The organism is Pseudomonas sp. UBA6276, from assembly GCF_002438365.1.
GTDB lineage: Bacteria > Pseudomonadota > Gammaproteobacteria > Pseudomonadales > Pseudomonadaceae > Aquipseudomonas > Aquipseudomonas coleopterorum.
In genome coordinates this window covers 1-26,342 of the sequence record NZ_DJUS01000115.1, presented here as the reverse complement: position 1 = coordinate 26,342, position 26,342 = coordinate 1, and the positions used below count along the sequence as shown (strand labels likewise).

General features: G+C 60.5%; 22 protein-coding genes, 1 tRNA gene and 1 pseudogene. 8 read left to right on the top strand and 16 right to left on the bottom strand.

Annotated features, from left to right (window positions below):
- Nucleotides 1-234: 234 nt before the first annotated feature.
- The 3 genes from hpxO to B2V21_RS13600 form a co-directional block, all read right to left on the bottom strand.
- On the bottom strand, nucleotides 235-1,392 hold the full coding sequence (gene hpxO / locus B2V21_RS13610; protein WP_286917118.1) for an FAD-dependent urate hydroxylase HpxO: 1,158 nt from the start codon (nucleotides 1,390-1,392) through the stop codon (nucleotides 235-237).
- Between the two features lie 169 nt (nucleotides 1,393-1,561).
- The gene (gene poxB / locus B2V21_RS13605; protein WP_286917117.1) at nucleotides 1,562-3,280 is read right to left on the bottom strand and encodes a ubiquinone-dependent pyruvate dehydrogenase; all 1,719 of its coding nucleotides are present in this window, start codon (nucleotides 3,278-3,280) and stop codon (nucleotides 1,562-1,564) included.
- Between the two features lie 233 nt (nucleotides 3,281-3,513).
- Nucleotides 3,514-3,924: a DUF3597 domain-containing protein gene (locus tag B2V21_RS13600; protein WP_056842230.1), complete on the bottom strand. Its 411-nt coding sequence runs from the start codon at nucleotides 3,922-3,924 to the stop codon at nucleotides 3,514-3,516.
- Between the two features lie 252 nt (nucleotides 3,925-4,176).
- On the opposite strand from B2V21_RS13600, the gene B2V21_RS13595 reads away from it, so the two are divergent.
- The gene (locus B2V21_RS13595; RefSeq protein ID WP_049859873.1) at nucleotides 4,177-4,545 is read left to right on the top strand and encodes a histone-like nucleoid-structuring protein, MvaT/MvaU family; all 369 of its coding nucleotides are present in this window, start codon (nucleotides 4,177-4,179) and stop codon (nucleotides 4,543-4,545) included.
- An 85-nt stretch (nucleotides 4,546-4,630) separates the two neighbouring features.
- Nucleotides 4,631-4,957 carry a hypothetical protein gene (locus tag B2V21_RS13590; RefSeq protein WP_049859872.1) on the top strand — a complete coding sequence of 109 codons (327 nt, stop codon included), beginning with the start codon at nucleotides 4,631-4,633 and terminating at the stop codon, nucleotides 4,955-4,957.
- A 55-nt stretch (nucleotides 4,958-5,012) separates the two neighbouring features.
- Here the strand turns inward: B2V21_RS13590 and B2V21_RS13585 are convergent, their stop codons facing one another.
- The 4 genes from B2V21_RS13585 to B2V21_RS13570 all read right to left on the bottom strand — a co-directional run bounded on the left by B2V21_RS13585 (nucleotide 5,013) and on the right by B2V21_RS13570 (nucleotide 10,128).
- Nucleotides 5,013-7,244, bottom strand: coding sequence for a xanthine dehydrogenase family protein molybdopterin-binding subunit (locus tag B2V21_RS13585; RefSeq protein ID WP_286917116.1), 2,232 nt, complete (start codon nucleotides 7,242-7,244; stop codon nucleotides 5,013-5,015).
- Entirely contained in the window at nucleotides 7,241-8,236 is a 996-nt protein-coding gene (locus tag B2V21_RS13580) for an FAD binding domain-containing protein (protein WP_056842227.1), read from the bottom strand. The genes B2V21_RS13585 and B2V21_RS13580 overlap by 4 nt, the downstream gene beginning before the upstream one ends.
- Entirely contained in the window at nucleotides 8,236-8,811 is a 576-nt protein-coding gene (locus B2V21_RS13575; RefSeq protein ID WP_236690495.1) for a (2Fe-2S)-binding protein, read from the bottom strand. Before B2V21_RS13575 ends, B2V21_RS13580 begins: the two co-directional genes overlap by 1 nt.
- A 387-nt stretch (nucleotides 8,812-9,198) precedes the next feature.
- Entirely contained in the window at nucleotides 9,199-10,128 is a 930-nt protein-coding gene (locus tag B2V21_RS13570) for an AraC family transcriptional regulator (RefSeq protein WP_286917115.1), read from the bottom strand.
- 227 nt (nucleotides 10,129-10,355) lie between these two features.
- On the opposite strand from B2V21_RS13570, the gene B2V21_RS13565 reads away from it, so the two are divergent.
- Entirely contained in the window at nucleotides 10,356-11,504 is a 1,149-nt protein-coding gene (locus tag B2V21_RS13565; protein WP_286917114.1) for an MFS transporter, read from the top strand.
- Here B2V21_RS13565 and B2V21_RS13560 read toward each other — a convergent pair.
- Nucleotides 11,482-12,387 (bottom strand): LysR family transcriptional regulator, encoded by a 906-nt coding sequence (locus B2V21_RS13560; protein ID WP_122743413.1) that lies wholly within the window; start codon nucleotides 12,385-12,387, stop codon nucleotides 11,482-11,484. The genes B2V21_RS13565 and B2V21_RS13560 overlap by 23 nt on opposite strands.
- A 99-nt stretch (nucleotides 12,388-12,486) precedes the next feature.
- Between B2V21_RS13560 and B2V21_RS13555 the strand changes: the two genes are divergently transcribed.
- Together B2V21_RS13555 and dctA are read left to right on the top strand one after the other, a co-directional pair.
- Entirely contained in the window at nucleotides 12,487-13,656 is a 1,170-nt protein-coding gene (locus tag B2V21_RS13555) for a mandelate racemase/muconate lactonizing enzyme family protein (RefSeq protein ID WP_049859865.1), read from the top strand.
- A gap of 102 nt (nucleotides 13,657-13,758) precedes the next feature.
- Nucleotides 13,759-15,066, top strand: coding sequence for a C4-dicarboxylate transporter DctA (gene dctA, locus B2V21_RS13550; protein ID WP_056842223.1), 1,308 nt, complete (start codon nucleotides 13,759-13,761; stop codon nucleotides 15,064-15,066).
- A gap of 152 nt (nucleotides 15,067-15,218) precedes the next feature.
- Here the strand turns inward: dctA and B2V21_RS13545 are convergent.
- Nucleotides 15,219-15,295, bottom strand: a tRNA-Arg gene (locus tag B2V21_RS13545).
- 299 nt (nucleotides 15,296-15,594) lie between these two features.
- Here B2V21_RS13545 and B2V21_RS13540 point away from each other — a divergent pair.
- From B2V21_RS13540 to B2V21_RS13535, 3 genes are all read left to right on the top strand, one after another.
- Nucleotides 15,595-15,822 (top strand): hypothetical protein, encoded by a 228-nt coding sequence (locus tag B2V21_RS13540; RefSeq protein WP_282348561.1) that lies wholly within the window; start codon nucleotides 15,595-15,597, stop codon nucleotides 15,820-15,822.
- A gap of 10 nt (nucleotides 15,823-15,832) precedes the next feature.
- The gene (locus B2V21_RS21500; RefSeq protein ID WP_056842221.1) at nucleotides 15,833-16,018 is read left to right on the top strand and encodes a PA3371 family protein; all 186 of its coding nucleotides are present in this window, start codon (nucleotides 15,833-15,835) and stop codon (nucleotides 16,016-16,018) included.
- A gap of 383 nt (nucleotides 16,019-16,401) precedes the next feature.
- Nucleotides 16,402-16,728 carry an Arc family DNA-binding protein gene (locus B2V21_RS13535; RefSeq protein ID WP_043190613.1) on the top strand — a complete coding sequence of 109 codons (327 nt, stop codon included), beginning with the start codon at nucleotides 16,402-16,404 and terminating at the stop codon, nucleotides 16,726-16,728.
- 58 nt (nucleotides 16,729-16,786) lie between these two features.
- Here B2V21_RS13535 and brnQ read toward each other — a convergent pair whose 3' ends face one another.
- The 7 genes and pseudogenes from brnQ to B2V21_RS13500 all read right to left on the bottom strand — a co-directional run.
- Nucleotides 16,787-18,100 (bottom strand): branched-chain amino acid transport system II carrier protein, encoded by a 1,314-nt coding sequence (gene brnQ, locus B2V21_RS13530; protein WP_286917113.1) that lies wholly within the window; start codon nucleotides 18,098-18,100, stop codon nucleotides 16,787-16,789.
- A 272-nt stretch (nucleotides 18,101-18,372) separates the two neighbouring features.
- Nucleotides 18,373-20,025, bottom strand: a complete 1,653-nt coding sequence (mqo, locus tag B2V21_RS13525; protein WP_049859860.1) for a malate dehydrogenase (quinone) — start codon at nucleotides 20,023-20,025, stop codon at nucleotides 18,373-18,375.
- Nucleotides 20,026-20,543: 518 nt separating this feature from the next.
- Entirely contained in the window at nucleotides 20,544-21,425 is an 882-nt protein-coding gene (sucD, locus tag B2V21_RS13520; RefSeq protein WP_049859859.1) for a succinate--CoA ligase subunit alpha, read from the bottom strand.
- Nucleotides 21,425-22,591, bottom strand: coding sequence for an ADP-forming succinate--CoA ligase subunit beta (gene sucC / locus B2V21_RS13515; protein WP_049859858.1), 1,167 nt, complete (start codon nucleotides 22,589-22,591; stop codon nucleotides 21,425-21,427). The genes sucD and sucC overlap by 1 nt, the downstream gene beginning before the upstream one ends.
- A gap of 177 nt (nucleotides 22,592-22,768) precedes the next feature.
- Nucleotides 22,769-24,202, bottom strand: coding sequence for a dihydrolipoyl dehydrogenase (gene lpdA / locus B2V21_RS13510; protein WP_049859857.1), 1,434 nt, complete (start codon nucleotides 24,200-24,202; stop codon nucleotides 22,769-22,771).
- A 100-nt stretch (nucleotides 24,203-24,302) separates the two neighbouring features.
- Nucleotides 24,303-25,538: a 2-oxoglutarate dehydrogenase complex dihydrolipoyllysine-residue succinyltransferase gene (gene odhB, locus B2V21_RS13505; RefSeq protein ID WP_049859856.1), complete on the bottom strand. Its 1,236-nt coding sequence runs from the start codon at nucleotides 25,536-25,538 to the stop codon at nucleotides 24,303-24,305.
- Between the two features lie 42 nt (nucleotides 25,539-25,580).
- Nucleotides 25,581-26,342, bottom strand: a pseudogene (locus B2V21_RS13500) (2-oxoglutarate dehydrogenase E1 component); the annotation flags it as partial.

The following is a 26,342-nucleotide window of genomic DNA, read 5'->3' as shown; positions in this document are numbered from 1 at the left end:
TTGGTCTTGACGAGGGTGCTGCTCTTCGGGAAGGCACGGCAAGGCGCGGTCGAAGACCTTCAACGCCTATTCCTGACGACGTTATCGGCATGTTGTCCGGCGACTGAAGCGATTTTTCCAGGAGTCGACCAAATACATCTGGGAGAAGCTTGGGAAAGCGCTCTGGCGGGTCAGGCGCTGTCAGCAGGTTGGACTGGGAGCTGTCACGCCCCCTTTTCTGTGAGTGCTGCGGCCCTACAACGGGCTGCCTTCATCGGTCTTGATCAGCCCGGCCAGAATGTCGCTGCCATCGCTCTCTGCAAGCTGTGCATACCATTCCCGGGTTTCGTCAGGCATTTCGCCGTGGATGATTGCCGCCCGTTTGCGCGCCTTGGTCACCAGGCTAGCCACCCGATCAGCTCGCGCCGACTCATAGGCTGCCAGCGCAGCCGTCGGCGTGCGTTCGCGTTCGATGCAGCGGGCGAGCACCCAGGCATCCTCCATGGCCTGGCAACCGCCCTGCCCTATGTTCGGCGTCATGGCATGGGCCGCATCGCCCAGCAGGGCGACCCGTGTACTGACCAGATGGGGTACTCGCGCGGTGTCGTGGATTTCCACACGGGCCACGGCTGCGGGGTCCAGGCGCTGCAAAAGACGCTGAACCGGCTCGGGCCATTGCGCGAAATGCTGCTCCAGTTCCGCGCGATAGTGCTCACGAACGTTCGGTGTGCCGGCTGGCAACGGCACGTCGAAGAAGAAATACAGTTCATCGTTGCCCATGGGCATCAATGACACCCGCTTGTGCTCACCCACGTACTGAACCCATTCATCGGCAGGCGCCAGGTCCGGCGACGCCTTGATCCGGCCGTTCCAGTTGACGTAGCCACAATAGCGTCGGGGAACCGGCTCCCCGGCAATGGTATCGCGCAGCAACGAATGGGTACCGTTGGCAGCGATCAACAGATCGGCCGTTACCGTTTCACCCGTCGACAACCTGACCTGCACGTCCGTCTCGTTTTCCTCATAGTCCACGCACGCCACGCCTAGCGTCACGTTCTGCATCCCGACCGCTTCCAGCAAAATGTTTTGCAAACGCGCCCTGGCGATGGGAAACGCCCGGCGTCGAGCGTAGGTGTACAAGGGCTGCAGGTCGAACCGCGTGAGCAAGTGGTCCTGATGATCGCTGTAGCTCATGCTCTGCATGTGCCCGCCAGCCTGCTCGATGGAGTCGCCCAGGCCAAGCGCATCCAGCACGCGGACACCGTTGGGCCAGATGGAAATCGCTGCGCCGACGGGGGCGAGTTCTGCCGCACGCTCGTAGAGGTGCACCTGATGGCCGGCCTGCTGCAAGGCTGCAGCTGCGGTCAAGCCGCCCATGCCGGCGCCGGCAATGACGATGTTCAAGGATTCCATGGTCTCTCCGCTGAGATCGGGTTTGCCAATCACCGTGCAAAAAGCTGACCAAGTGATCAGGAACCGTCAATAGCGTAAATCACGCCTGCCGGTGCAGCGAAGGCGGCCCATGATCGGCGTCAAACCAGTGCGGCATTGTTGAATGCGCACCGGTTTGTAGCATCGAGACTCAACGCAAAAGGTTGTTCTTTGCCAGGTTCACCAGCTCCTTGGCGCGCCCGTCAAGCACCGCGCGCATCATGAACAAGCCAAAGCCCTTGACGTTGGCCGCGGTGATTTCCGGCGGCATGATCAGCTCCTGACGTTCGCTGACCACGTCCACCAGCACCGGTCCATCGTGCTCGAACGCTTCGACCAGGGCCGCGCGCAGATCCTGCGGCTTCTCCACGCGAATACCCTTGATGCCCATGCCTTGGGCGAACGTGGCGAAGTTGGGGTTCTTCAGCTCGCAGCCAACGTCCACCAGACCACTGGCCTTCATTTCCATCTCAACGAAGCCCAAGGTGCCATTGTTGAGCACGATCACCTTCACCGGCAGGTTGGCCTGGCTCAGGGTCAGGAAGTCCCCCATCATCATGCTGAAGCCGCCATCCCCGGACATCGACACCACCTGACGCTGCGGGTAAGCCGCCTGCGCACCGATGGCCTGCAACATGGCATTGGCCATCGAACCGTGGTTGAACGAGCCGATCAGACGGCGCTTGCCGTTCATCTTCAGGTAGCGCGCGGCCCAGGCCGTGGGCGTACCCACGTCGCAGGTGAACACAGCGTCCTCGGCTGCCAGCTCACTGACCAGTCGGCTGACGTATTGCGGATGGATGATGGTGCTGTTCGGACCGCTCTCGGCGAGGTCGTCGAGGCCCTTGCGCGCGCTGTCGTAGTCCGCCAGCGCCTTGTTCAAGTGCATGGTGTCCGTGCGCTCCTCCAGCCGTGGCAACAGTTGCTGCACGGTGTGCTTGATATCACCGATCAAGCCGATGGCCAGCGGGCAACGGTTGCCCAAGGCTTCAGGCTGCAGGTCGATCTGAGCGATGCGCGAATGTTCGGGAAAGAACTGCCGATAAGGGAAGTTGGTACCCAGCATCAACAGGGTGTCGCACTCTTTCATGGCATTGAAGCCGGAGGCGAAGCCGATCAAACCAGTCATGCCCACATCGTAGGGGTTGTCGTACTCCAGATGTTCCTTGCCACGCAGCGCATGCACGATCGGCGCCTTGAGTTGCTTGGCCAGGGCGACGACTTCCCTGTGGGCGCCTGCGCAGCCAGCACCGCACAGCAGCGTCACGCGCTTGCCGCCGTTGAGAAACTGGGCGAGTTCATCGATCTGGGCGGGCTCGGGCACCACGACCGGCTTCGGTGGTGCGATCCACTGGCTCACCGTAGCTTCAAGTGGGCTCAATGCCACGTCACCCGGAATCACCACCACCGCCACACCGCGGCGACTGATCGCCACGCGCATGGCGCGCTCGAGAATCTGCGGCAATTGCTCGGCACGCGACACCAGCTCGACATAGTGGCTGCAGTCCTTGAACAGTGATTCCGGGTGGGTCGCCTGAAAGTAGTCGATACCGATTTCACTGCTGGGGATGTGCGCCGCGATGGCCAGCACCGGCACACCGCTGCGGTGGCAATCGAACAGGCCATTGATCAAGTGCAGGTTGCCCGGGCCACAGCTGCCGGCACACACCGCCAGTTCACCGGTAAGGTGAGCTTCGCCACCGGCAGCGAACGCACCGGCTTCTTCGTTGCGCATGTGTATCCAGTCCAATCCGCCCAGACGACGCATCGAATCGGTAAAACCATTCAATGAATCGCCGACGACGCCATAGACGCGCTTGACGCCGGCTTGCTTGAGAGTATTGACCATGAAATCGGCTGCGGTAGGCATTCGGCGCTCCTTCGAAATATAAGTTCAAGGATCTGAGTGCCGGGCTGCCGACGGTGTTCCAACCGATTTATTAACAAAAAGATAGGTTGGGGGTTCGCTGATGTCTAAGCGCAGACCTTTAAGCTCGGCTTCTAAAGGGCAGCCGCGCTGAGCGAGAGAGGTGTTCAAATGCAAGAAGGCCCGACGGATGCCGGGCCTTCTTAATAAGCGTTAGCGAAAGCTTGAACGAACTATCAGTTCAGCAATTCCGCTGGCACGGTGCCGCCGTTTTCGGCGAGCTTTTTCATCACAGCCGAATGCAACCAGGTGTTCATGGCCGCGGAGTCATCGGTCGAACCGGTGTAGTGCAATTCTTCGGCAAGTTCCTTGCGAGCGGTCAGACTGCTGTCCAGACCCAGCAGTTTCAGCAAATCGACGATCGAAGTTCGCCAGTTCAGCGTCTCGCCGTGATTGGCGGCCAGCGCTTCGAGTTTTTGAGCGACATCCACCTGGGTAATCGGCGCAGCCGAAGGCTGGTTGGTCACGGTGGTGGTTGGCGAGGCACCTGGCGCCGGGGCGGCAGGGGTTTGCGTAGAAGCGTCTGCGTCCGGAACCGCGTGCTTGCCGATACCCAGTTTCTCGAGGATGCTGCTAAAAAAGCTCATTTCGTATCTCCAGATTTCTTGGCTGCTGCCGTGGATTCGACAGCCTACTTAAGACCTGACCCCCCGGGTTGCCGAAAAGTTTTATCGAATCGGCGACATTCCCCACACTCACCCTCCTAGAGAGGTGAATTAAAGTGTTAAAACACGTTATTTAGTTGTGGCGTGAATGCGCGTACTGCGCCAGAATCCTTCCTCGATACCTTTACCGTTCTTATCCACGATCCATACCACGATCCATGCCTGGGGATACCAATGTCCAAACTTGCTGAATACCGTCAACTCGAACGTCATCTGGCCGAACAACTTGCCGCACTCGAAGCCATGAAAGGCGACAAGGGTCTGGAACAGGAAATCGAGTTCGAAACCAAGTTGCGTGCGTTGTTGGGCGAATACAATAAAAGCCTCAAGGACATCGTTTCCATTCTCGATCCGCAGCATGGCGGCAAATCGACCAAGGCCCCTGCCGCACCCGAGAAGGCAACCCGCAAGCCGCGCTCCTTGAAGACCTACAAAAACCCGCATTCGGGTGAAGTCGTCGAAACCAAGGGCGGCAATCACAAGACGCTGAAAGAATGGAAAGCCGAATACGGTTCCGACACCGTCGAAAGCTGGTTGAGCTAAGCACACCCACCGGCAAGCGGGACCACGCGGCCCGCTTGCCGGACTGCCCCTTCCCTTCCGATACCCTCCCTTCCGAAGATTGCCGATGTATCCCACCACGCCCGATGGACGCTATTTCGTAGTACGCGGTCGACTCTGGCGCTGCAGCAATCCTGCCCTTCCCGAAAACGTGCGCCAGCATTGGGTCAACGCGCTGATGGATGCCCGGCGAGCCGTCAAGGCTGCCAAACACGCCGAAGATCCCCAGGCGCTGAAACAGGCGCGTGCGCAGGTCGACGCTGCCAAGCAGGCCTTGGGCGAACGGGGCGAAGTGTGGTGGACCGACGGCAGCGCCGACATGAATCGACGCATGGCGCGCAACACCGTTTATGCAGATTGGTACGCGGGGCTGGATGAGGCATCGCTGAAGTAGCGCGCCACGGCAAGGCTGGACCGCGCCGAGACTACCCCGGCGCGGCATACAGCGATCAAACGCTGACGGTGGGTACGCCATCCATCAGCTTTTCCAGGGTGATCGGCAAGTTGCGCACCCGCTTGCCCGTGGCATGGTAGACCGCATTGGCCACCGCCGCCGCCAGCCCGGTCACACCAATCTCACCGACCCCACGTGCACCGTACTCGTTGAGGTTGTAGTCCGGGTAATCGAGCAGAATCACATCGATCTCCGGCTGGTCGGCATGCACCGGCACTACATATTCGGCATAGTTGTTGTTCACCGGCATGCCATTGCGCTCGTCGTAGTCGGTGGACTCGAACAACGCCATGCCGATGGCCATGACGATCGCCCCTTCGACCTGATTACGCGCGGTCTTGCCGTTGATGACCTTGCCGACGTCGATGGCGCTGACCACACGAGACACCCACAGGCGCGAGATGCCCGGATCCCAGCGAACCTCGACGAAATGCGCGCCGAACGAACTGAAAGCGTGCTTCTTGGTGTCGGCCATGCCGGTATGGGCCTCACCCTCGGCACTGGCGATCTTGAGCTTCTTCAGCACTTCGGCGAATTCCAGGCTGGTCGAGCCATCCTGCAGACGACCGTTGCTCACCGTGATCGCTTCCGCCTTGGCATTGGGCAGCCCACCCTCCTCGGAAGCGGCAAAGCTCTTGAGTTGGGTAAGCGCTGCACGGGTGGCCTCGGCCACAGCGGGCAGTGCGCTGGCCGTCATCCAGGAGCCGCCGGAGACCGGCGCGGGTGGGTAGGACGAATTACCCAGCTCCACCGTGATCCTGTCCAAAGGCAGACCGGTAATGTCGCTGACGCACTGGGCAAGCACCGTGTAGGTACCGGTGCCGATGTCCTGGCCACCGCAATACACCACGGCACGGCCGTCGGCCGTCAGCGAAACCCGTGCTTCGCAGGGCGTGCGGAAGGCATCCCAGTTGCACTGTGCCATGCCGTAGCCGACGATTTCATGGCCATCGCGCATGCTGCCGATACCGGGCTTGCGATTGGCCCAGCCAAAACGCTCCGCACCTTGAGCCAAGGCTTCGCGCAAATGGTTGCCCGACCAGGGCAGGTTTTCCTGCTCGTTCTGCTCGGCCCAGTTCAACTGACGGAACGCCAGCGGGTCCATCTTGCAGCGCTCGGCCAGCTCGTCGATGGCCGACTCCAGCGCAAACAGACCGGGTGCTGCACCCGGCGCACGCATCGAGGTCGGTGCCCCGCGGTTGACCTGGACCGTGCCGTGGGTGACCTCGACATTGGCACACGAATACAGGCTGGCGCTCATGCCCCCGCAGTTTTCGACGTACTGGTCGCCGATGCCGGTGGTGTTGAGCGATTCATGCCGCAGCGACACCAGCTTGCCCTTGCCATCGGCGGCCAGGCGCATACGCTGCCGGGTTTCCGGACGATGGCCTACGGTGGTAAACATCTGCGCCCGTGGAATCACCAGCTGCACGGGGCGGCCAACGACTTTGGCAGCGGCGCAGGCCGCGACCGAGTGTGGCCAGATCCACAGCTTGCCGCCGAACCCCGAACCAATGAACGGCGCGCGAACTTCGACGCGCTCGGTCGGCAGGCCGAAAATCTGTGCCAGCGTGTTGCGATGGACCACTACCGACTGGGTCGATTCGTACACCACCAACTTGCCGTTGTCCCACATGGCCACGGTGGCGTGCATCTCCATCGGGTTGTGGGTTTCCACCGGCGTCGTGTAGGTGGCGTCGACCGTCTGTGCACCACCTTCGAACGCACCGGCCGGATCGCCGCGCTTGTGACCCTGCCCACCATCGGCAGCCGCCTTGCGCTTCAGACCCTGCTCCAGATTGGCTGCGGCGGCACTTTCGCTGTAGCTGACCTTGACCTTGTAGGCCGCCTCACGGGCGTGCTCGAACGTGTCGGCCACCACCAGTGCCACGAACTGCCCGGCATAGCGCACCACGTTGTCTTCGAAAGGCAGCCGTTTTTCGTCGGTACGCGAGCCCGACAGCACGCCGGCCAGGGAAAACGGCACGGGCGAGGTATGGAACGCCTGGGGAAAATTGCCGTGGTGCAGTATTTCCAGCACGCCGGGCGAGCGCCGTGCAGCATCGATGTCCAGGGACTTGATCGAGCCACTGGCTACGGTGCTGTAGACACCGTAGGCGAAAACCATGCCCTTGGGCTGATGGTCGGCCGCATAGTGCGCGGCACCGGTGACCTTCAGGCGACCGTCGACGCGGCGTGGGGATGCCCCCATGATTGACTCGCTCATGCGATGGCTCCTGTGCCCAGTGTGGTGAGGTTGCGCACGATGGCCTGCTGCCCCAGCGGGATCTTGTAGGCATTGTGGGCATACGGCTTGGCGCCTTGCAGGGCAATGGCTGCGGCCTTGGCAAAATTCTCCGGGGTCGCCGCCGCGCCACGCAGCGCACGCTCGGCTTCGAGCGCACGCCACGGCTTGGTGCCGACGCCGCCCAAGGCAATGCGCGCCTCACGGATGACCTGACCGTCCATCACCAGGATCACCGCGCTGGAGGCCAGAGCGAACTGGTAGGAAGCCCGATCACGCAGCTTCAGGTAGGCAGATTTGCCGCCCGCCAGAGGCGCGTTCAACGTGACGTGCGTGATCAATTCGTCAGGCTGCAGGGCGTGTTCTTTCCAGGGCGTCGCGCCAGGCAGCAGATGGAAGTCCTGGAAGTCGATTTCCCGTTTGCCGTTGGGGCCCTGCACCTGAACGGTGGCGCCGATCGCCGCCATGGCCACGCACATGTCCGACGGGTGGGTGGCAATGCACTGATCGCTGGTGCCCAGTACGGCGTGCACGCTGCGGTTGTGCCCGCCGATGGCAGCGCAGCCGGATCCGGGTGTACGTTTGTTGCAGGCAGAAACGCCGTCACGGAAGTAGTTGCAGCGCACCCGCTGCATGACGTTGCCGGCCGTGGTGGCCTTGTTGCGCAGTTGCGTGGTGGCTCCCGACAGCAGCGCCTGGGACAACACCGCGTAGTCGCTCTTGATGCGCGGATGATTGGCCAACCCGGTATTGGTGACCATGGCCCCGATGCGGGTGCGACCGTCACTCAAGGTCTCGACCTGATCCAGCGCCAGGGCATGCACATCGATCACTCGATCGGGCTGCATGATGTCGATCTTGACCAGATCGAGCAGCGTCGTGCCACCGGCCAGAAACGCCGTGGCTTCATTGCGGGCATGGGTGGCAACGGCCTGTTCGGGGCTGGTTGCGCGGGTGTATTCCAAGGCTCTCATCAGCTGGCTCCCTGTACTTTGCCACGGGCATCCTGCACGGCGGCGAGGATGTTCTTGTACGCGCCACACCGGCAGATGTTGCCGCTCATGGCTTCGCGCACGCTGGCGTCATCGGCACCGATGTTCGGGTCCTTGATGATCGCCGCGGCCGTCATCATCTGGCCCGAGGTGCAGTAACCGCACTGAAACGCGTCGTGGGCCCAGAAGGCTTCCTGAATGGGATGCAACTGACCATTGCGCTCCAGCCCCTCGATGGTGGTGATTTCGTCACCCTGATGCATGGCCGCCAGAGACAGGCAGCTGTTCACTGGCTGGCCATTGATGTGCAAAGTGCAAGCGCCGCACTGGCCATGGTCACAGCCCTTCTTGGTGCCGGTCAGCTGCAGGCGATCGCGCAGCACATCCAGCAGCACGGCATTGCCAGGCACATTGAGCGTGTGCGGCTGGCCGTTGACCTTGAGCGTGATCCGCTGCTCGCCCTTGGCCAGCGGCTTTTCGCTGTCATCGATGGGCGCCAGCTGCGCGGCCTGGGCCCAGACCGGCGCGGTCGCAGCCGCCATGCCCGATATGCCCATGGTCCGCAGAAAGTTGCGGCGCGACGGCGTGGTCAGCTCCTTGAACAGCTCGCCGGAGCCTTCGGGATCTGAGGAAGTTTTTTCGGTCGGATCGGTCATGTAGCGGTCCTCATCTATTTTTTTATGTCACGAATCACGGTCTTGCTGTGCCTAGTGCAGACATCTGAAGGGCACCATTGGTTGATGTCGTACGTCAGGTCGGTTCGCGGTTTGGTTTCAAAGCGTGTCGCACGTCACGCGCCACCGATGGGACTGTGTAAATCAGAGGCTCGCGAACGCAATCAGCACAAAGACTTTCAGTATGCATTCGCCCACAACCAGGCCCTTGCCCAATCGAAGCGCGTTCTTGCCTATTCCAATGAAAGAATCCAATGAAAGAAAGCCGGCCTAGCCCTCGCCACGCAGGACAGCGATGTCACGCTTGGGCGGCGCGCCGAACAGACGCCGGTATTCGCGACTGAACTGTGATGGACTCTCATAGCCGACCTTGAACGCCGCGCTGGATACGTCCTGATGTTCATTGAGCATCAAACGCTTGGCTTCGTTGAGACGGAGCCATTTTTGATACTGCAACGGACTCATCAAGGTGAGCTGCCGGAAGTGGTGATGAAAGGTCGGAGTGCTCATCTGAACCTTTGCCGCCAACTCGTCGACACGCAGTGGCGACGTATAGTTGAGTTTCAACCAATCGATGGCCCTGCCGATTCGATACCCCTGCCCATCCACCGAAGTGATCTGCCTGAGCCTTCCGGTCTGATCGCTCTGCAGCAGGCGGTAGTGGATTTCACGCTGTATCAACGGCGCCAGTACCGCAATGGATTCCGGCTCATCGAGCAACGCCAGCAAACGTTCCAGCGAACCGAGCATCTGCACGGTCACCGACCCGATACCCACGCCCCTGACCCTGCCCCTGACCCGGTTCCGATCGCGGGCCGGAGGCAGATCGCTCAACGCGATCAGCTCGGCGAGCATGCGCACATCGAGCCTCAACGTCAGCCCCAGGCAGGGCTTGTCGCGGCTTGCGACGAGCACTTCAGAGTTGGCCGGCAGATCCAGAGACGTGATCAAGAACCTCGACGTGCTGTATTCGTAGCCCTCCCCGCCCACCCACAGACGCTTCTCGCCCTGCGCCACCAGGATGATGCTTGGCTCCACCATGCAGGTCACCGGCGGTGCGGGATGATCACGTCTGAAAAGCCCGAGGCCGGGAATGTCCGTGGGGTAATCACCTGGGCTGGCGATGCGCGAACCGATCATGCGGGCCAGTCTTTCTGGCGCCGATACCGGCTGGAAAACTGTGTCGACTGTGTGGGTCATATGCACCTCGGGCTCCTGCAGTGACTTTAACCCGCGCTTGACTGTCCGTGCTGCCTCGCCCTGAACACTCATCGAATCAGGCAAGTAATCCAGTGAAATGCGCTACAGACCGTCTCATGAGCACAGGAGAATGCACATCCCAACACTCATTGGAGAGGCAACATCGGATGGAAAGGTCTCCGAAACCTGTTATTCAGTCCCCCCAATCCTGGGGTGCCGTATTCGCCATGTCACTGGCTGCCTTCGTACTGGTCGCCTCGGAATTCATGCCCGTCAGCCTGCTCACCCCCATTGCCTCGGACCTGCACATTACCGAGGGCCAGGCGGGTCAGGGCATTTCCGTATCGGGCCTGTTTGCCCTGCTCACCAGCCTCTTGATCGCATCGGTCGCCGCTCGAGTGGACCGCAGACCACTGCTGGTTGCCCTCACCGTGCTGATGATCGTCTCCGGCGCCGTGGTGGCGTTCGCGCCCAACTATTGGGTATTCATGATCGGCCGGGCCGTGATCGGCGTCGCGATTGGCGGATTCTGGTCCTTGTCGGCAGCCACCGCCATGCGCCTGGTCCCACAAGAGCAGATCACTCGGGCCATGGCCATCGTCAACGGTGGCAACGCACTGGCGACCGTAGTCGCGGCCCCTTTGGGCAGCTTTCTGGGAGCCCTGATCGGCTGGCGCGGCGCGTTCCTGTCGCTGCTCCCCATCGCCGTCGTGGCCTGTGCATGGCTGCTGGCGAGCCTTCCCTCCATGAAACCGCAAGGCGGATCGAGCGGCAGCAATGTGTTCCCCTTGCTGAAAACTGCACCCGTCGCCTTGGGTATGCTCGCGATCAGCGTGTTTTTCATGGGCCAGTTCATGCTGTTCACCTACCTGCGCCCGTTTCTGGAGACGGTCACGCACGTCAGCGTTTCCACTCTCTCATTGATGCTTCTGGGACTGGGGGTGGCCGGGCTGGCCGGAACGTTCCTGATCGAGGCCTTCCTGAAGCATGGGCTGCACCGCACGCTGATCGTCATTCCCCTGCTGATGTCAGCGGTGGCCTTGGCGCTGGTTGCCTTCGGCAGTTCACCAACGGTGACCGCTGTACTGCTCGGTTTTTGGGGGCTGGTGGCGACGGCCGCACCGGTGGGCTGGTGGACCTGGCTTGCGAAGACACTGCCGGACGATGCCGATGCCGGCGGCGGCCTGATGGTGGCGATCATCCAGTTGGCCATCGCCTCTGGCGCCATCTTCGGAGGGCTGATCTTCGACGCAAGCGGCTACCGTGCAACCTTCGAGTCCAGCGCAGCGTTGCTGGCAATGGCCGCGATTCTGGCGGCGATTGCAGGACGCGCCATATCCCGTGCATCGGCTTTCAGCCGCGCGGCAACGGACTAGGCGCCAGATCACTGCCCGCCCTTGCCCAGAACGCTTCGGCCGACTGGCCCAGATGGCCTTTTGGCCGAGTCAAATGAATCTCCAGCGGTATGTCCCAATCTTCGTCGAGTGCCCTGACCAGGCGTCCTTCCTGAACTTCCTGCTCCGTCAGGCTCTTGGGTAGCCAGGCGACGCCTTTGCTTTCCAGCGCCATCGACATCAGCACGGCCGCGAGATGGCTGCTGAACAGAGGCTGCAGATGCAGGTAGTCCTCCTTGCCCCGAAGGCGGTGAGCAACGATCCGCCCCAGACCTGATTGATGGGTATAGGCCAGGTAAGGAAGTGCCGCCGGCGACGTACCGACATGAACGCCGGCACTGGCGAGCGGTACCAGAACATCCTCACCCACCTTCTTGCTGACGAACTGGTCGGGAGCCAGCAGCGGAGGGACGTCGGGGTGACGATGGCAGAGCAGAAACTGAACCTGGCCGTGTATCAGCATCTGCTCGCAGACGGCCATGCTGTCGGAATGAAGCTGCACCGCTTCGATCGGCGCACCGGTTTCGGAACTGCGCAGCCACTTGGGGAAAAACGTGAACGACAGCGAATGGGTCGCAGCGAACTTGAGTGACCGGGCCGACACGCCCGCCACTTCCTGAGCCTCGTTGCGCAGCCGGTAAAGGTGCCGGGCCGCCTCCTGGGCGCCGGGTAGAATCTTGCGCCCTGCCTCCGTCAACGTCGCGCCATGGGGCGTGCGCACGAGCAATTCCACACCCATCCAGTTTTCCAGCGAACGGACCCTGCGGCTGAAAGCCGGCTGGGTGATGTGACGTGCTTCGGCGGCGCGCACGAAGCTGCCGTATTCGGCAAGCGCCGAAAGATCTTCAAGCCAGACGAGTTCCACAGGCCATGCCTTCTGTGCATAGGGTTCGGCATTAATAGCATTGGGCGGGTGACTGCGCAAAGCATAACGTGAGGCCACAACCAACAAGAGGAACCCTCCATGCGCATCGTGGACATTCGTGAAAAGACCGTCTCCATTGCCTCCCCCATTGCCAACGCCTACATCGACTTCTCCAAGATGACCTGCTCGGTGGTGGCCGTGATCACGGACGTGATTCGCGATGGCAAGCCGGTGATCGGCTATGGCTTCAACTCCAATGGTCGTTACGGTCAGGGCGCGCTGATGCGTGACCGCTTCCTGGCACGCATCGCCGAAGCCGATCCCGACACCCTGATCGATTCGGCAAACGACAACCTCGATCCGTTCGCCATCTGGAAAACCCTGATGACCAACGAAAAGCCGGGCGGTCATGGCGAGCGCTCGGTCGCCGTCGGCACCCTGGACATGGCGGTGTGGGATGCGGTCGCCAAGATCGAAGGCAAGCCGCTGTATCGCCTGCTGGCGGACCGCTACCGCAAAGGCGTCGCGGACGACAAGGTCTGGGTCTACGCGGCGGGTGGTTATTACTATCCCGGCAAGGACCAGACCAAGCTCAAGGCCGAGATGCAAAGCTACCTGGACCGCGGCTACGACGTCGTCAAGATGAAGATCGGTGCCGTACCGCTGGATGAAGACATCCGCCGTATCGAAGCCGTTCTCGAGGTGGTAGGCGATGGCCGTCGACTGGCCGTGGATGCCAACGGCCGCTTCGATTTGCAGACCGGCATCGCCTATGCCGAAGCGATCAAGCAGTACAACCTGTTCTGGTATGAGGAAGTCGGTGATCCGCTGGACTACGCCCTCCAGGCCGAACTGGCCAATCATTACGAACTGCCCATGGCCACCGGCGAGAACCTGTTTTCCCATCAGGACGCCCGCAACCTGCTGCGTCACGGTGGCATGCGCCCTGATCGCGACTACCTGCAGTTCGACTGCGCGCTGTCCTACGGGCTCGTGGAATACATGCGCACCCTGAAGGTTATGGAAGAGCTGGGCTGGTCTTCGCGTCGGGTGGTGCCGCACGGTGGCCACCAGATGTCACTGAACATCGCCGCCGGCCTGCACCTGGGCGGCAACGAATCCTACCCGGATGTGTTCCAGCCATTTGGCGGCTTCGCCGACGGCATCCAGGTCGAAAACGGTTATGTCGGCCTACCGGACATTCCGGGCGTCGGCTTCGAAGCCAAGTCGGCCCTGTACGCCGTCATGCGCGAACTGGGCGAAGGCTGACCGCCGCCCTTCTGCGGCCTGCCCAGAACAGGCCGCAGACGCCGGCGTCGGACACCGACGCCACGCCACACGCCCATCACAACAATAAAATGAGGTGCTCTCGTGGAAGTCTCCAGATCTCGCTGGTACGGCCAGCTGTATGTCCAAGTGTTGATCGGCATCGTCATCGGTGCCGCCATCGGCTATTTCGCCCCCAACATCGGCGCCAAGCTTCAACCCTTTGCCGATGGTTTCATCAAGCTGATCAAAATGCTTCTGGCACCCATCATTTTCGGTACCGTCGTCGTCGGCATCGCAAAAATGGGTAGCATCAAGGAGGTTGGCCGCATCGGCGTCAAAGCCCTGATCTACTTCGAGATCCTCTCGACCATTGCGTTGGTCGTAGGCTTGATCGTGGTCAATATCGTCAAGCCCGGCGTCGGCATGAACATCAACGTCAATGCACTCGACGCCAGTGCCATCAACAAATACAGCCAGGCGGCCAGCGAACAAGGCGGTACGGTCGAATTCTTCCTCAACATCATCCCGCACACCTTCGTCGGTGCGTTTTCCAACGGCGTGATGCTGCAGGTCATACTGCTGTCGGTACTGATGGGCATCGCGCTGGTTCAATTGGGCGAAGTCAGCAAGCCGCTGATCAATACCATCGATCTCTTCCTGCAAGGGCTGTTCAAGATCGTCGCCATGGTCATGCGCCTGGCGCCGCTCGGCGCAGGCGCCGGCATGGCGTTCACCATCGGCAAATACGGCATCGGTACCTTGCTGTCCCTCGGCCAGTTGCTGGTCGCGCTCTATATTACGACGCTGATATTCATCGTGGTCGTGCTGGGCGCGGTAGCCCGCTGGTCGGGGATGCCGTTGATGCAGTTTCTGCGCTACTTCAAGGACGAAATACTCATCACGTTGGGCACCTGCTCCACCGAAGCGGTATTGCCGCGCATGATGGTCAAGCTGGAGAAGCTGGGTTGCAGGAAATCGGTCGTGGGCATGGTCCTGCCTACCGGGTACACGTTCAACGCCGACGGCACTTGCATCTACCTGACCATGGCAGCGATCTTCATCGCCCAGGCGACCAATACCCCCCTGACGTTCGCCGACCAGATGATTCTGCTGGCCGTGTTCCTGCTGACATCCAAAGGCTCGGCGGGCGTGGCAGGTGCCGGGTTCGTCACGCTGGCGGCTACGCTGACCACCATTCACTCCATCCCTCTGGTCGGTCTGGTGCTGCTGCTGGGTATCGACCGGTTCCTCAACGAAGCCCGCGCGGTGACCAACCTGATCGGAAACGGCATCGGCACCATCGCGATTGCAAAGTGGGACAACTCGTTCGACGTCGAAACCTGCCAGCGTGAACTGGCAGCCATGAAAGACGAAAAGGCCGCGAAAAAAGCGCTGCTGGCGCAAAAGTGAGAGGCCGTGCTCGCTACGTCCGGGCATCACGACTCATGGCGCAGGACCGTTGAGTACACCGATTAAACGTTGTTACAACTCACTAGGCCATGACGGTCTGGTTCTTGGATGCCCTTAAAGGCTGACGACAGATAAACAATCGCGCGTAAAAATGGTGTCCCAGGCGGGGTTCGAACCTGCAACCTTCCCCTTAGGAGGGGGATGCTCTATCCAATTGAGCTACTGAGACACACAGCGGCGTACCGGGCGGCACGACGAACGGCATGCATGTTACCCAGCCAGGCCCGGTTTGTCATGCAGCATGGAAAGGATTTTGCCTTGTTGAGTCGTTCGAAAACCCAGCTTCGGCGTTCATGCATTTTGCAATACTCAACTGCACTCGGCAGTGCAGGATGCAATATCAAATTGCCCTGAGCATTGTGCATACCTCTGAAATCACTGGGTTTTTCCCAATCTCTGAAGTTGGCACGCCGCCTGCTATATTCGATGCTGAACCACGCTTCGACATTCAGGCTGCGGAGAATTTCAATGAACAGCGTACTCTTGATGCTCAACGCTATGACATTGGTCATCCTCATTGGCTTTCAGTTCCACAGCCAGACCACTGATCCTGCACTGGTCCATGTCGATGCCGCTCGCTTTATCCCCGCCCCCGTCGCTCGCGTTGCGTCTTCCAGTACCGAGGCGCCGCTCACGGCCGCCAAGGGGGTCAGCGAGCCCGCCACGACCCAGCGCACTGAACGCTATACCTTTTAAGGAGTTGCAGATGTCGAGATATGCCTTGGCATTCATGTTGATTGCCATAGCCTGTTGGACCAGCGCGTTCGCGTTCGGACAACACACGTCTGCTTTGGGGATCGCGTTGCAAGCCATGGGCGGTATCGCAAGTCTTGCGTTATTGCTGGCCCTGATCAAAGGTCGCAGGATCAAATTCGATCCCCTGTTACGCTAATCGCCTACAAGATCGACACCTGTCGACAATCAATGCTAGCAAATGGCCCAGATGTCACTATGCTACCCCCCAAGGTAGCTCGCGCGTGCTGTGCGCAGTATGCACAAAGCGGGTCAGAGCACCTCTTGAAGAGATCTCCACTCTGTATGTGAACGTGTCCTGACAGATGCGGCCAGCCTGCGCAAAATACAGTGCAGGAGGGGCTGGCGAAATGCCACGATTCGGATCATTATTTGTCACAGAATTGGCGTCAAAGCTATGTCGCATTAGTGCATCATAGCGCCGCATCGGCAGGCTGGAACAATTTGCCGATCGGCGTGTCCTAACCGACATCCTGCGGCCTACTTCAAGAACCGCTCCCCCTGAACTTATCGGTCATCACTATGCGCCCACTCAAACAGGCTGTTTACTCCAGCCGCACGGCTGACAAATTCGTAGTACGTCTTCCTGACGGGATGCGTGAGCAGATCGCTGAGGTGGCTCGTAACCATCACCGCAGCATGAACTCGGAGATCATTGCACGTCTGGAACAGAGCCTGATCCAGGAAGGTGCCTTGGGTGAAGAGTTGAGCATGAAGATGGACAGCCCGGAATTGTCCCTGCATGAGCGTGAGCTCCTGCAGCGCTTCCGTCAGCTGTCGCACCGACAGCAAAATGCACTGGTGTCCTTGATTGCCCATGACGTCGAGGCCGCAGCCGAAGCGTCATGAACACCGCCGCAAAAAAAAGCCAGCTCTAGAGCTGGCTTTTTTGTGGGTGACGAAAGGCTCAGGCCGCAGCGTGAACGCGCGCGCCCAGCACACGATCGATTACCACCGCCACGAGCAGCACAGCAACCGACGGCACCAGCCAGGCCAGACCTTGTTCACTCAGCGGAAGGTCGAGCAAGGATGCTGGCAACCACTGCGAAAGACCCGCCCCCTTGATCGCATCGATGAGGCCGAACAGCAACGAGACGAGCATCACCGGAGCAAGAATGCGCGATTGTGAATACCACAACCCGGCGCAGAAACTCAGCGCCACCAGCACGATGCAGGGCGGGTAGATGGCGGTCAGCACGGGGATGGAAAACGCGATCAGCTTGGTCAAGCCCAGGTTGGATACCAGCAGCGAGAACAGCGCCAGCAAGAGCACCAGCGTCTTGTAGGACAGTGGCAGGACTCGGCTGAAATACTCGGCGCAGGCGCAGGTCAGGCCAACAGCAGTCACCAGGCATGCCAGCGAGATCAGCACGGCCAGGAAACCACTGCCCAGCCCACCGAAGGTGTGCTGCACATAGGCATGCAGAACCGCAGCGCCGTTGGTAGCACCGGCCGCAACGGCGTGGCTGCCCGACCCAAGACGGAACAGACTGATGTACACCAGGGCCAGCCCTACTCCGGCAATCAGCCCGGCGATGATCGCATAGCGCGTGATCAGCTTGGGCGACTCGACCCCTCTGGAGCGAATGGCGTTGACGATGACGATGCCGAACACCAGCGCACCCAACGTATCCATGGTCAGGTAACCATTGATGAAGCCGAGTGAAAATGGCGCAGCGACATACTCGGGCACCGCATCACCGCTTGGACCTACCGGCAAGGCAAACGCAGCGATACCCAATACGGCCAGAGCAATGATTTTCAGCGGAGCCAGAAACCGTCCTACGGTATCGAGCAGGCGCCCGGGGTAGAGTGAAACGATATATACCAGCAGGAAGTACACCGCGCTGTAGAGAAACAGCGCTAGCGGCGTTTCACCGGTCAAGGGCGCCAGGCCTACGGCAAACGACACGGTGGCGGTGCGCGGCGTTGCGAACAACGGGCCCACCGCCAGATAGCACACGGCGGCCAACAGACCACCCGCCAGCTTGCCGATCGGGCTGCTAAGCGCATCCATCGAACCGCCGACCCTGGCCAGCGCCACCACGGTGATCACCGGCAGACCTACCGCCGTCACCAGGAAGCCCAATGCCGCCATCCAGACGTTCGGCCCCGCCTGCAGGCCGACGAAGGGTGGAAAGATGATATTGCCCGCGCCTACGAACAAGGCGAACGTCATGAAACCAAGCGCCAGAATATCCTGGCCTTTAAGCACTTTCATTGGAAGGAAACCACGTCAATAGATTGGAATTGAGAGAGGTTTTCCCCATGGATTGAGGGAAACACGGTCGACCGGATGAGGCCAGACTGAATGCGCAGGCGGCTGCCTTGTGGGCGGGCCCGGCAAAATGGCGCGTAGAGTAGCGAAATTCGACGCCCCTCGCACTGTTGCAGTGCGAAGTGTCCGCTGAGTGCACCTGAGTGTCGCATCGGTGCAAGACTCAGCGGAAACGATACAGCTTGTTCCAGAAGCCTCAGGCGTGAGGCCCGGACTTACAGCGCCATGTCGGCCGCTGGGTTGCTTTCAGCTTTCGGTGCCGTCTGGCCTTCGATCGGGTTGGCAGCGGCAGCGGCCTGGTCGATCACAGGAGGAGCAACGGCCAACTGCAGAATCTTCGCGGTGTAGTTCCACTCTTTCTGCACAGCTTCCGGCGAGTTGTTCAGCGCAGTACCGTAGCTAGGCACGATCTGGCGCAGCTTGGCTTGCCACTCGGGCGTCGCGACCTTGTCCTTGAACGCCTTTTCCAGCACGTTGATCATGATCGGTGCAGCCGTCGATGCGCCAGGCGATGCACCCAGCAAACCAGCAATGCTGCTGTCCTTGGAGACGACAATTTCAGTACCCAGTTTCAGCACGCCGCCCTTGTCTGCGTCACGCTTGATGATCTGCACGCGCTGGCCAGCCTGCCACAAGCGCCAGTCTTCTTTCTTGGCGTGCGGGAAGTACTGCTTCAAGGCTTCGAAGCGATCGTCGTCCGACAGCATGACCTGACCGGCCAGGTATTCGATCAGCGGGTACTGCTCGATGCCGACCTTGGTCATGGGCCATACGTTGTGCAGGTTGGTGCTGGTCAGCAGGTCCAGGTACGAACCGTTCTTCAGGAACTTGGTCGAGAAGGTGGCGAATGGGCCAAACAGAACCACACGCTTGCCGTCCAGGACACGGGTGTCCAGGTGCGGAACGGACATGGGCGGTGCACCGGTCGATGCGATGCCGTAGGCCTTGGCCATATGCTGCATGGCCACACTTGGGTTCTCGGTCACCAGGAACGAGCCGCCCACTGGGAACCCACCGTATTCCTTGGCTTCTGGAATACCCGAATCCTGCAGCAGATGCAGGGCAGCGCCACCGGCACCGATGAACACGAACTTGGCGTCGGTCTCGGTCTTGGTGCCGTCTTTCAGGTTCTTGTAGGTCACGCGCCACGAACCATCGTCATTGCGCTTGATGTCTTCAACTTCGCTGGACAGCTTCAGGTCGAAGCCTTTCTGGTCCTTCAGGTGACCGACGTACTGACGAGTAATCTCGCCGAAGTTCATGTCGGTACCCAGCGGGCTCCAGGTGACGGCCAGTTTCTGATTGGGGTCGCGACCCTCCATCATCAACGGTACCCACTTCTTGATCTGCTCGTGATCCTGGGAGAACTGCATGCCGGCGAACAGCGGGCTCGCCTTCAGCGCTTCATAGCGCTTCTTGAGGAACTCGATGTTGTTGTCGCCCCAGACGAAGCTCATGTGCGGCGTGGAGTTGATGAACGTGCGTGGGTTCTTCAACACCCCCACCGTCACCTGGTGAGCCCAGAACTGACGGGAAATCTGGAAGGCTTCGTTGATCTCGATCGCCTTGGCGATCTGGACCTTGCCGTCCTTGTCTTCCGGGGTGTAGTTCAGCTCGGCCAGGGCCGAGTGGCCGGTACCCGCGTTGTTCCATCCATTGGAGCTTTCTTCGGCGACAGCGTCCAGGCGCTCGACCATTTCCATCGACCAGCTCGGCTCGAGCTCGTTGAGCAGCACGCCCAGCGTGGCGCTCATGACACCGCCGCCGATCAGCAGGACGTCGACTTTCTTCGCTTCGGCCGCTTGTGCCGACACCATCCCGATGGACAGAGCCAGACCCAGCAGCGCTGTGTTCGCTTTCTTCAACATTCAGAAATTCCTAGGATAGAACGTCATCCATCCGTCGTCGCGACCCGGAACAGCCAGCATTCATTGGCAAATCCAGCGCACACGGGCATTCAGAGGGACTGACGGGCAGACATACAAGACCGTACGACAGTGCTCGGTCTCACTTTCATGTCTCTCCTGCGCTGACTTCTTCTTGTTGAATATTGTCTTCAGCTACTTGAGCGACGCTGAATCCTGCGGCTGCCGAAGCAGGGCCGTACAGAATTCCACCAACTTGATTTGAACCGCTTGATTCGACCCACTGACACAGACGTCAACCACGCTCGGAAGAGACGATTTAACGTTTCAGCGAGCTGCGACAATCTGGCGGGTCGACATAGTACATGAGGCTCGCTAACGCAACCATCCCAAAGTCGCAGAAAGCTTGTACTGCCCCTGCAACAATCGTCTCGATTCGTTGTCGCCGTGAACTTATCTTCCAGAAACACAAAAGCCACCCGAAGGTGGCTTTTGCGACTACACGTGCAGATAAGCGAAGCTTACTTGACCGCCCAGCCAGTCAGCTCGGCCAAGGCCTTGCCGATATCAGCCAGCGAACGCACGGTTTTCACACCAGCGTCCTGCAGGGCAGCAAACTTCTCGTCTGCAGTACCCTTGCCGCCCGAGATGATTGCACCGGCATGGCCCATGCGCTTGCCTGGAGGGGCAGTCACACCAGCGATGTAGGAAACGACCGGCTTGGTCACGTGTGCCTTGATGTAGGCAGCGGCTTCTTCTTCGGCCGAACCACCGATCTCGCCGATCATGACGATCGCTTCGGTCTGTGGGTCTTCCTGGAACAGCTTCAGGATGTCGATGAAGTTCGAGCCCGGGATCGGGTCACCACCGATACCGACGCAGGTCGACTGACCGAAACCGGCGTCGGTGGTCTGCTTGACGGCTTCATAGGTCAGGGTGCCGGAACGCGACACGATACCGACCTTGCCTGGCAAGTGGATGTGGCCTGGCATGATGCCGATCTTGCACTCGCCCGGAGTGATCACGCCTGGGCAGTTAGGGCCGATCAGGATGACACCCAGCTCGTCGCACTTGACCTTGGCTTCCAGCATGTCGATGGTCGGAATGCCTTCGGTGATGCAGACGATCAGCTTGATGCCGCCGAACGCCGCTTCAAGGATGGAATCCTTGCAGAAAGGAGCCGGTACGTAGATGACCGAGGCGGTAGCGCCTGTGGTTTCCACGGCTTCTTTCACGGTGTTGAACACAGGCAGGTTCAGGTGGGTGGTACCACCCTTGCCCGGAGTCACGCCGCCAACCATCTTGGTGCCGTAGGCGATGGCCTGTTCGGAGTGGAAAGTACCCTGCGAGCCGGTGAAGCCCTGGCAGATGACCTTGGTGTCTTTATTGATCAGGACGCTCATTACTTGCCCTCCGCAGCTTTGACAACTTGTTGAGCAGCGTCGGTCAGGCTGGTGGCTGCGATGATGTTTAGACCGCTTTCCGCCAGTACTTTAGCGCCCAGTTCAGCGTTGTTGCCTTCAAGGCGCACAACCACCGGGATTTTCACGCCGACTTCCTTCACCGCGCCAATGATGCCTTCGGCAATCATGTCGCAACGAACGATGCCGCCGAAGATGTTGACCAGTACGGCCGCGACATTGGTGTCGGACAGAATGATCTTGAACGCTTCGGTCACGCGTTCCTTGGTAGCACCGCCGCCAACGTCGAGGAAGTTGGCTGGCTTGCCGCCGTGCAGGTTGACGATGTCCATGGTACCCATGGCCAGGCCCGCACCGTTGACCATGCAGCCGATGTTGCCTTCCAGCGCCACGTAGTTCAGTTCGAACTTGGCAGCGTGCGCTTCACGCGGGTCGTCCTGCGAAGGATCGTGGAAACCCTTCAGCTTGGGCTGACGGTACATGGCGTTGGCGTCGATGTTGATCTTGGCATCGAGGCAATGCAGATCGCCGTCCGCCTTGATGACCAACGGGTTGACTTCCAGCAGGGCCAGGTCGTGGTCCTGGAACAGCTTGGCCAGGCCAACGAAGATCTTGGCGAACTGGGCAACCTGCTTGCCTTCCAGACCCAGCTGGAATGCCAGCTCGCGGCCCTGGAACGGCTGAGCGCCGACCAACGGATCGATGGTGGACTTGAGGATCTTCTCGGGGGTGTCGTGAGCGATCTTCTCGATGTCCACGCCACCTTCGGTGGAAGCCATGAACACGATGCGACGGCTGGAGCGGTCCACTACGGCGCCCAGATACAGCTCTTTGGCGATATCGGTGCAGGACTCGACCAGGATCTTGGTGACAGGCTGACCGTTGGCATCAGTCTGGTAAGTCACCAGACGCTTGCCCAGCCACTGCTGAGCGAAAGCCTTGGCGTCTTCCTTGCTGCGAACCAGCTTTACACCACCAGCTTTACCACGGCCACCGGCGTGGACCTGGGCCTTGACGACCCACTCGCTGCCGCCGATCTTGTCGCAGGCTTCTGCGGCTTCTTCGGGGGTGTCTACCGCGTAACCCTTGGATACTGGCAGGCCGTATTCAGCGAACAGCTGCTTACCCTGATACTCGTGAAGATTCATGCTTATTACCGTCTTCGTTAGGTACTGCGCTTTTCGGCGCTGCGCTTCGTGATTGAAGTGCCGCGCCACCTGTGACTGCTACTCGCCGGTTGACCGACGAGGCGAGTCCGGCGGACGTTCCGCGGCACCCCTGCGGACAGGGCATGCGACGGGCAATCCACCGTGGTTTCTTATTGTTTAACGCTTCTTGCGGTTGGCGATGTGGATGGCGCCGCCATTCACGGCCAGGGCCGCTTCGTGCAGGGCTTCCGACAGGGTCGGATGCGAGAAGACCATCATGCCCAGGTCTTCGGCACTGGTGCCGAATTCCATGGCGATGGCGCCCTGCTGAACCAGTTCTGCGGCGCTCGGGCCGATCACGTGTACACCCAGTACGCGGTCGGTCTTGGCATCGGCGATGACCTTGACGAAACCGCCGGTGTCGTTGGCTGCCATTGCACGACCGCTGGCCGCGAACGGGAAGCTGCCGACGTTGACTTCAACGCCTTCGGCCTTCAGCGCCTGCTCGGTCTTGCCGACCCATGCGATTTCCGGGTGGGTGTAGATGACCGATGGAATCAGATCGTAGTTCATCACGGCCTTGTGGCCCTTGATGCGCTCGACAACCATGATGCCTTCCTCTGACGCCTTGTGCGCCAGCATCAGACCACGGACCACGTCACCAATGGCATAGACGCCAGGGACGCTGGTCGCGCAATAGTCATCGACATAGATGAAGCCGCGCTCGTCGATGTCAACGCCGCTGTCCGAAGCCAGCAGGTCGGTGGTCACCGGACGACGGCCCACGGCGACGATCAGCTTGTCGAAAGTGATCGACTGCTCGCCATTGGCATCGGTGTACTTGACCACGACTTCTTCGCCCTGAACCTCGGAGCCGGTCACGCGAGCGCCGAGCTTGATGTCCAGGCCTTGCTTGGTCATGGTCTTCAGGGCTTCCTTGGACACCGCAGTGTCGGCAGCCATGAGGAACGTGTCCAGCGCTTCGAGCACGGTGACCTGGGCGCCAAGGCGCGACCATACCGAACCCAGTTCCAGACCGATCACGCCGGCACCGATAACGCCGAGACGCTTGGGTACCTGCTGGAATTCCAGCGCACCGGTGGAGTCGACGATGATCTTCTGGTCGACCGGCGCCGGTGGAATGTCGATCGGACGCGAGCCGGAAGCCAGAATGACGTTGTCGGCTTCGACGACTTCAACGCCGTTGGGGCCGGTCACTTCGACTTTCTTGCCAGCCAGCAGTTTGCCGTGGCCTTGCAGGACGGTCACACCGTTGGACTTGAACAGGCCGGCAACGCCGCCAGTCAGGTTCTTGACGATGTTGGACTTGCGACCAATCATCGCCGGGACGTCCATGGTCACGCCGGCATGGTTGATACCGTGGATGGCAAAGCCGTCCTGGGCTTCGTGGAATTTCCACGAGCTGTCCAGCAGTGCCTTGGACGGAATGCAACCCACGTTCAGGCAAGTACCGCCGAGGGCCAGCTTGCCCTCGCCGTCTTGATACTTCTCGATACAGGCAGTCTTGAGGCCCAGTTGTGCGGCCTTGATGGCAGCGACGTAGCCACCAGGGCCTGCGCCAATCACTACCACGTCGAATTTCTGAGTCATAAAACAATTCCTATTAGCGGCATGCTTGAAGCCCAGCCAACGGGACCCGGATCAAGCTGCGTGGGCTCGATGGCGGATCCCGCTACCTGTGGCTGCCTTGTCAGATATCCAGCAACAGACGAGCTGGATCTTCCAGCAGGTTCTTGATGGTCACCAGGAACGTCACGGCTTCCTTACCATCGATCAGGCGGTGGTCATAGGACAGCGCCAGGTACATCATCGGGCGGATGACCACTTGGCCGTTGATCGCCATGGGACGCTGCAGAATGTTGTGCATGCCCAGGATGGCCGCCTGCGGCGGGTTGACGATCGGGGTCGACATCATCGAACCGAAGGTACCACCGTTGGTGATGGTAAAGGTACCCCCGGTCATTTCGTCCATCGACAGCTTGCCGTCGCGCGCTTTCTTGCCGAAGGTGGCGATGCCGCCTTCGATCTCGGCCAGGCTCATGGCCTCGGCATTGCGCAGGACGGGAACCACCAGGCCACGGTCGCTGGACACCGCTACACCGACGTCGGCGTAGCCGTGGTAGACGATGTCGGAGCCGTCGATCGAGGCGTTGACAGCCGGGAAGCGCTTGAGTGCCTCGGTGGCTGCCTTGACGAAGAACGACATGAAGCCCAGGCGCACGCCGTTGTGCGACTTCTCGAACAGGTCCTTGTACTTGGAGCGCAAGGCCATGACTTCGGTCATGTCGACTTCGTTGAAGGTGGTCAGCATGGCCATGTTCGACTGGGCTTCGACCAGACGTTCAGCGACCTTGGCGCGCAGACGGGTCATAGGCACGCGCTTTTCGGTGCGGTCGCCGGTAGTCTGGACCACGGCGGCTGCAGCGGCAGGCATGGCAGGCTTGGCGGCCGGTGCCGATTTCTTGGCTTCGATGGCGGCGACCAGGTCTTCCTTGGTAACGCGACCGTCTTTGCCGGTGCCCTTGACGCTGTTCAGGTTGATGCCGTTTTCTTCGGCCAGCTTGCGTGCAGCGGGACCACCGATGGCGTCATCGTCGCCGGCCGCAGGCGCCGAGGCGGCCTGTGGTGCGGCGGCTTGAGGCGCGGCAGCGGCCTGAGGTGCAGCAGCAGGTGCAGCGGCGGCAGCACCGCCCTCCTCGATGGAGCCCAGGACTTCGTCCGACAGAACGGTGTCGCCTTCGTTCTTGACGATCGCGCCCAGGACGCCGTCGGCAGTGGCCAGTACTTCCAGGACGACCTTGTCGGTCTCGATGTCAACGATCAGGTCATCGCGCTTGACCGCATCGCCCGGCTGCTTGTGCCAGGTGGCAACGGTGCCGTCGGCGACCGATTCCGGGAATGTAGGGGCTTTGATCTCGATAGCCATTATCAGTAATTCCTTAAATTCGGTTTCAGGTGCGCGTTGGCATTAAACGGTGAAGGCATCTTGCAGCAATTTGGCTTGCTGCTCGGCATGCATCGAAGCGTAACCACAAGCCGGGGCAGCCGATGCGTCACGGCCGGCATACTCGAGGACCAGGGTCTTCTTGTGATTGCTCATGCTGCGGCGCAAGTGATGCTGACTGCTGTACCAGGCACCCTGGTTCATCGGCTCTTCCTGACACCAGACCACGTGCTCCAGATTGGTGTAGGCAGCGATCGCTTCCATCAAGTCGTCTTCAGGGAACGGATACAGCTGCTCGATACGCACGATGGCGACATCTTCGCGGCCTTCGGCGCGGCGCTTCTCCAGCAGGTCGTAGTAGACCTTGCCGCTGCACAGCACCAGACGCGTCACCTTGGCGGCGTCCAGGGTATCGATTTCCGGGATGACGGTCTGGAACGAACCTTCAGCCAGGTCTTCCAGGGTCGACACCGCGAGCTTGTGACGCAGCAGCGACTTGGGCGTGAGCACGATCAGCGGCTTGCGCAGCGGACGGATCACCTGACGACGCAGCAGATGGTAGATCTGCGCGGGCGTGGTGGGCACGCACACCTGAATGTTGTGCTCGGCGCACAGCTGCAGGTAACGCTCCAGACGCGCCGACGAGTGCTCCGGGCCCTGCCCTTCGTAGCCGTGCGGCAGCAGCATGGTCAGACCGCACAGACGGCCCCACTTGTGCTCACCGCTGGCGATGAAGTGGTCGATGACCACCTGGGAGCCGCTGGCGAAGTCGCCGAACTGCGCTTC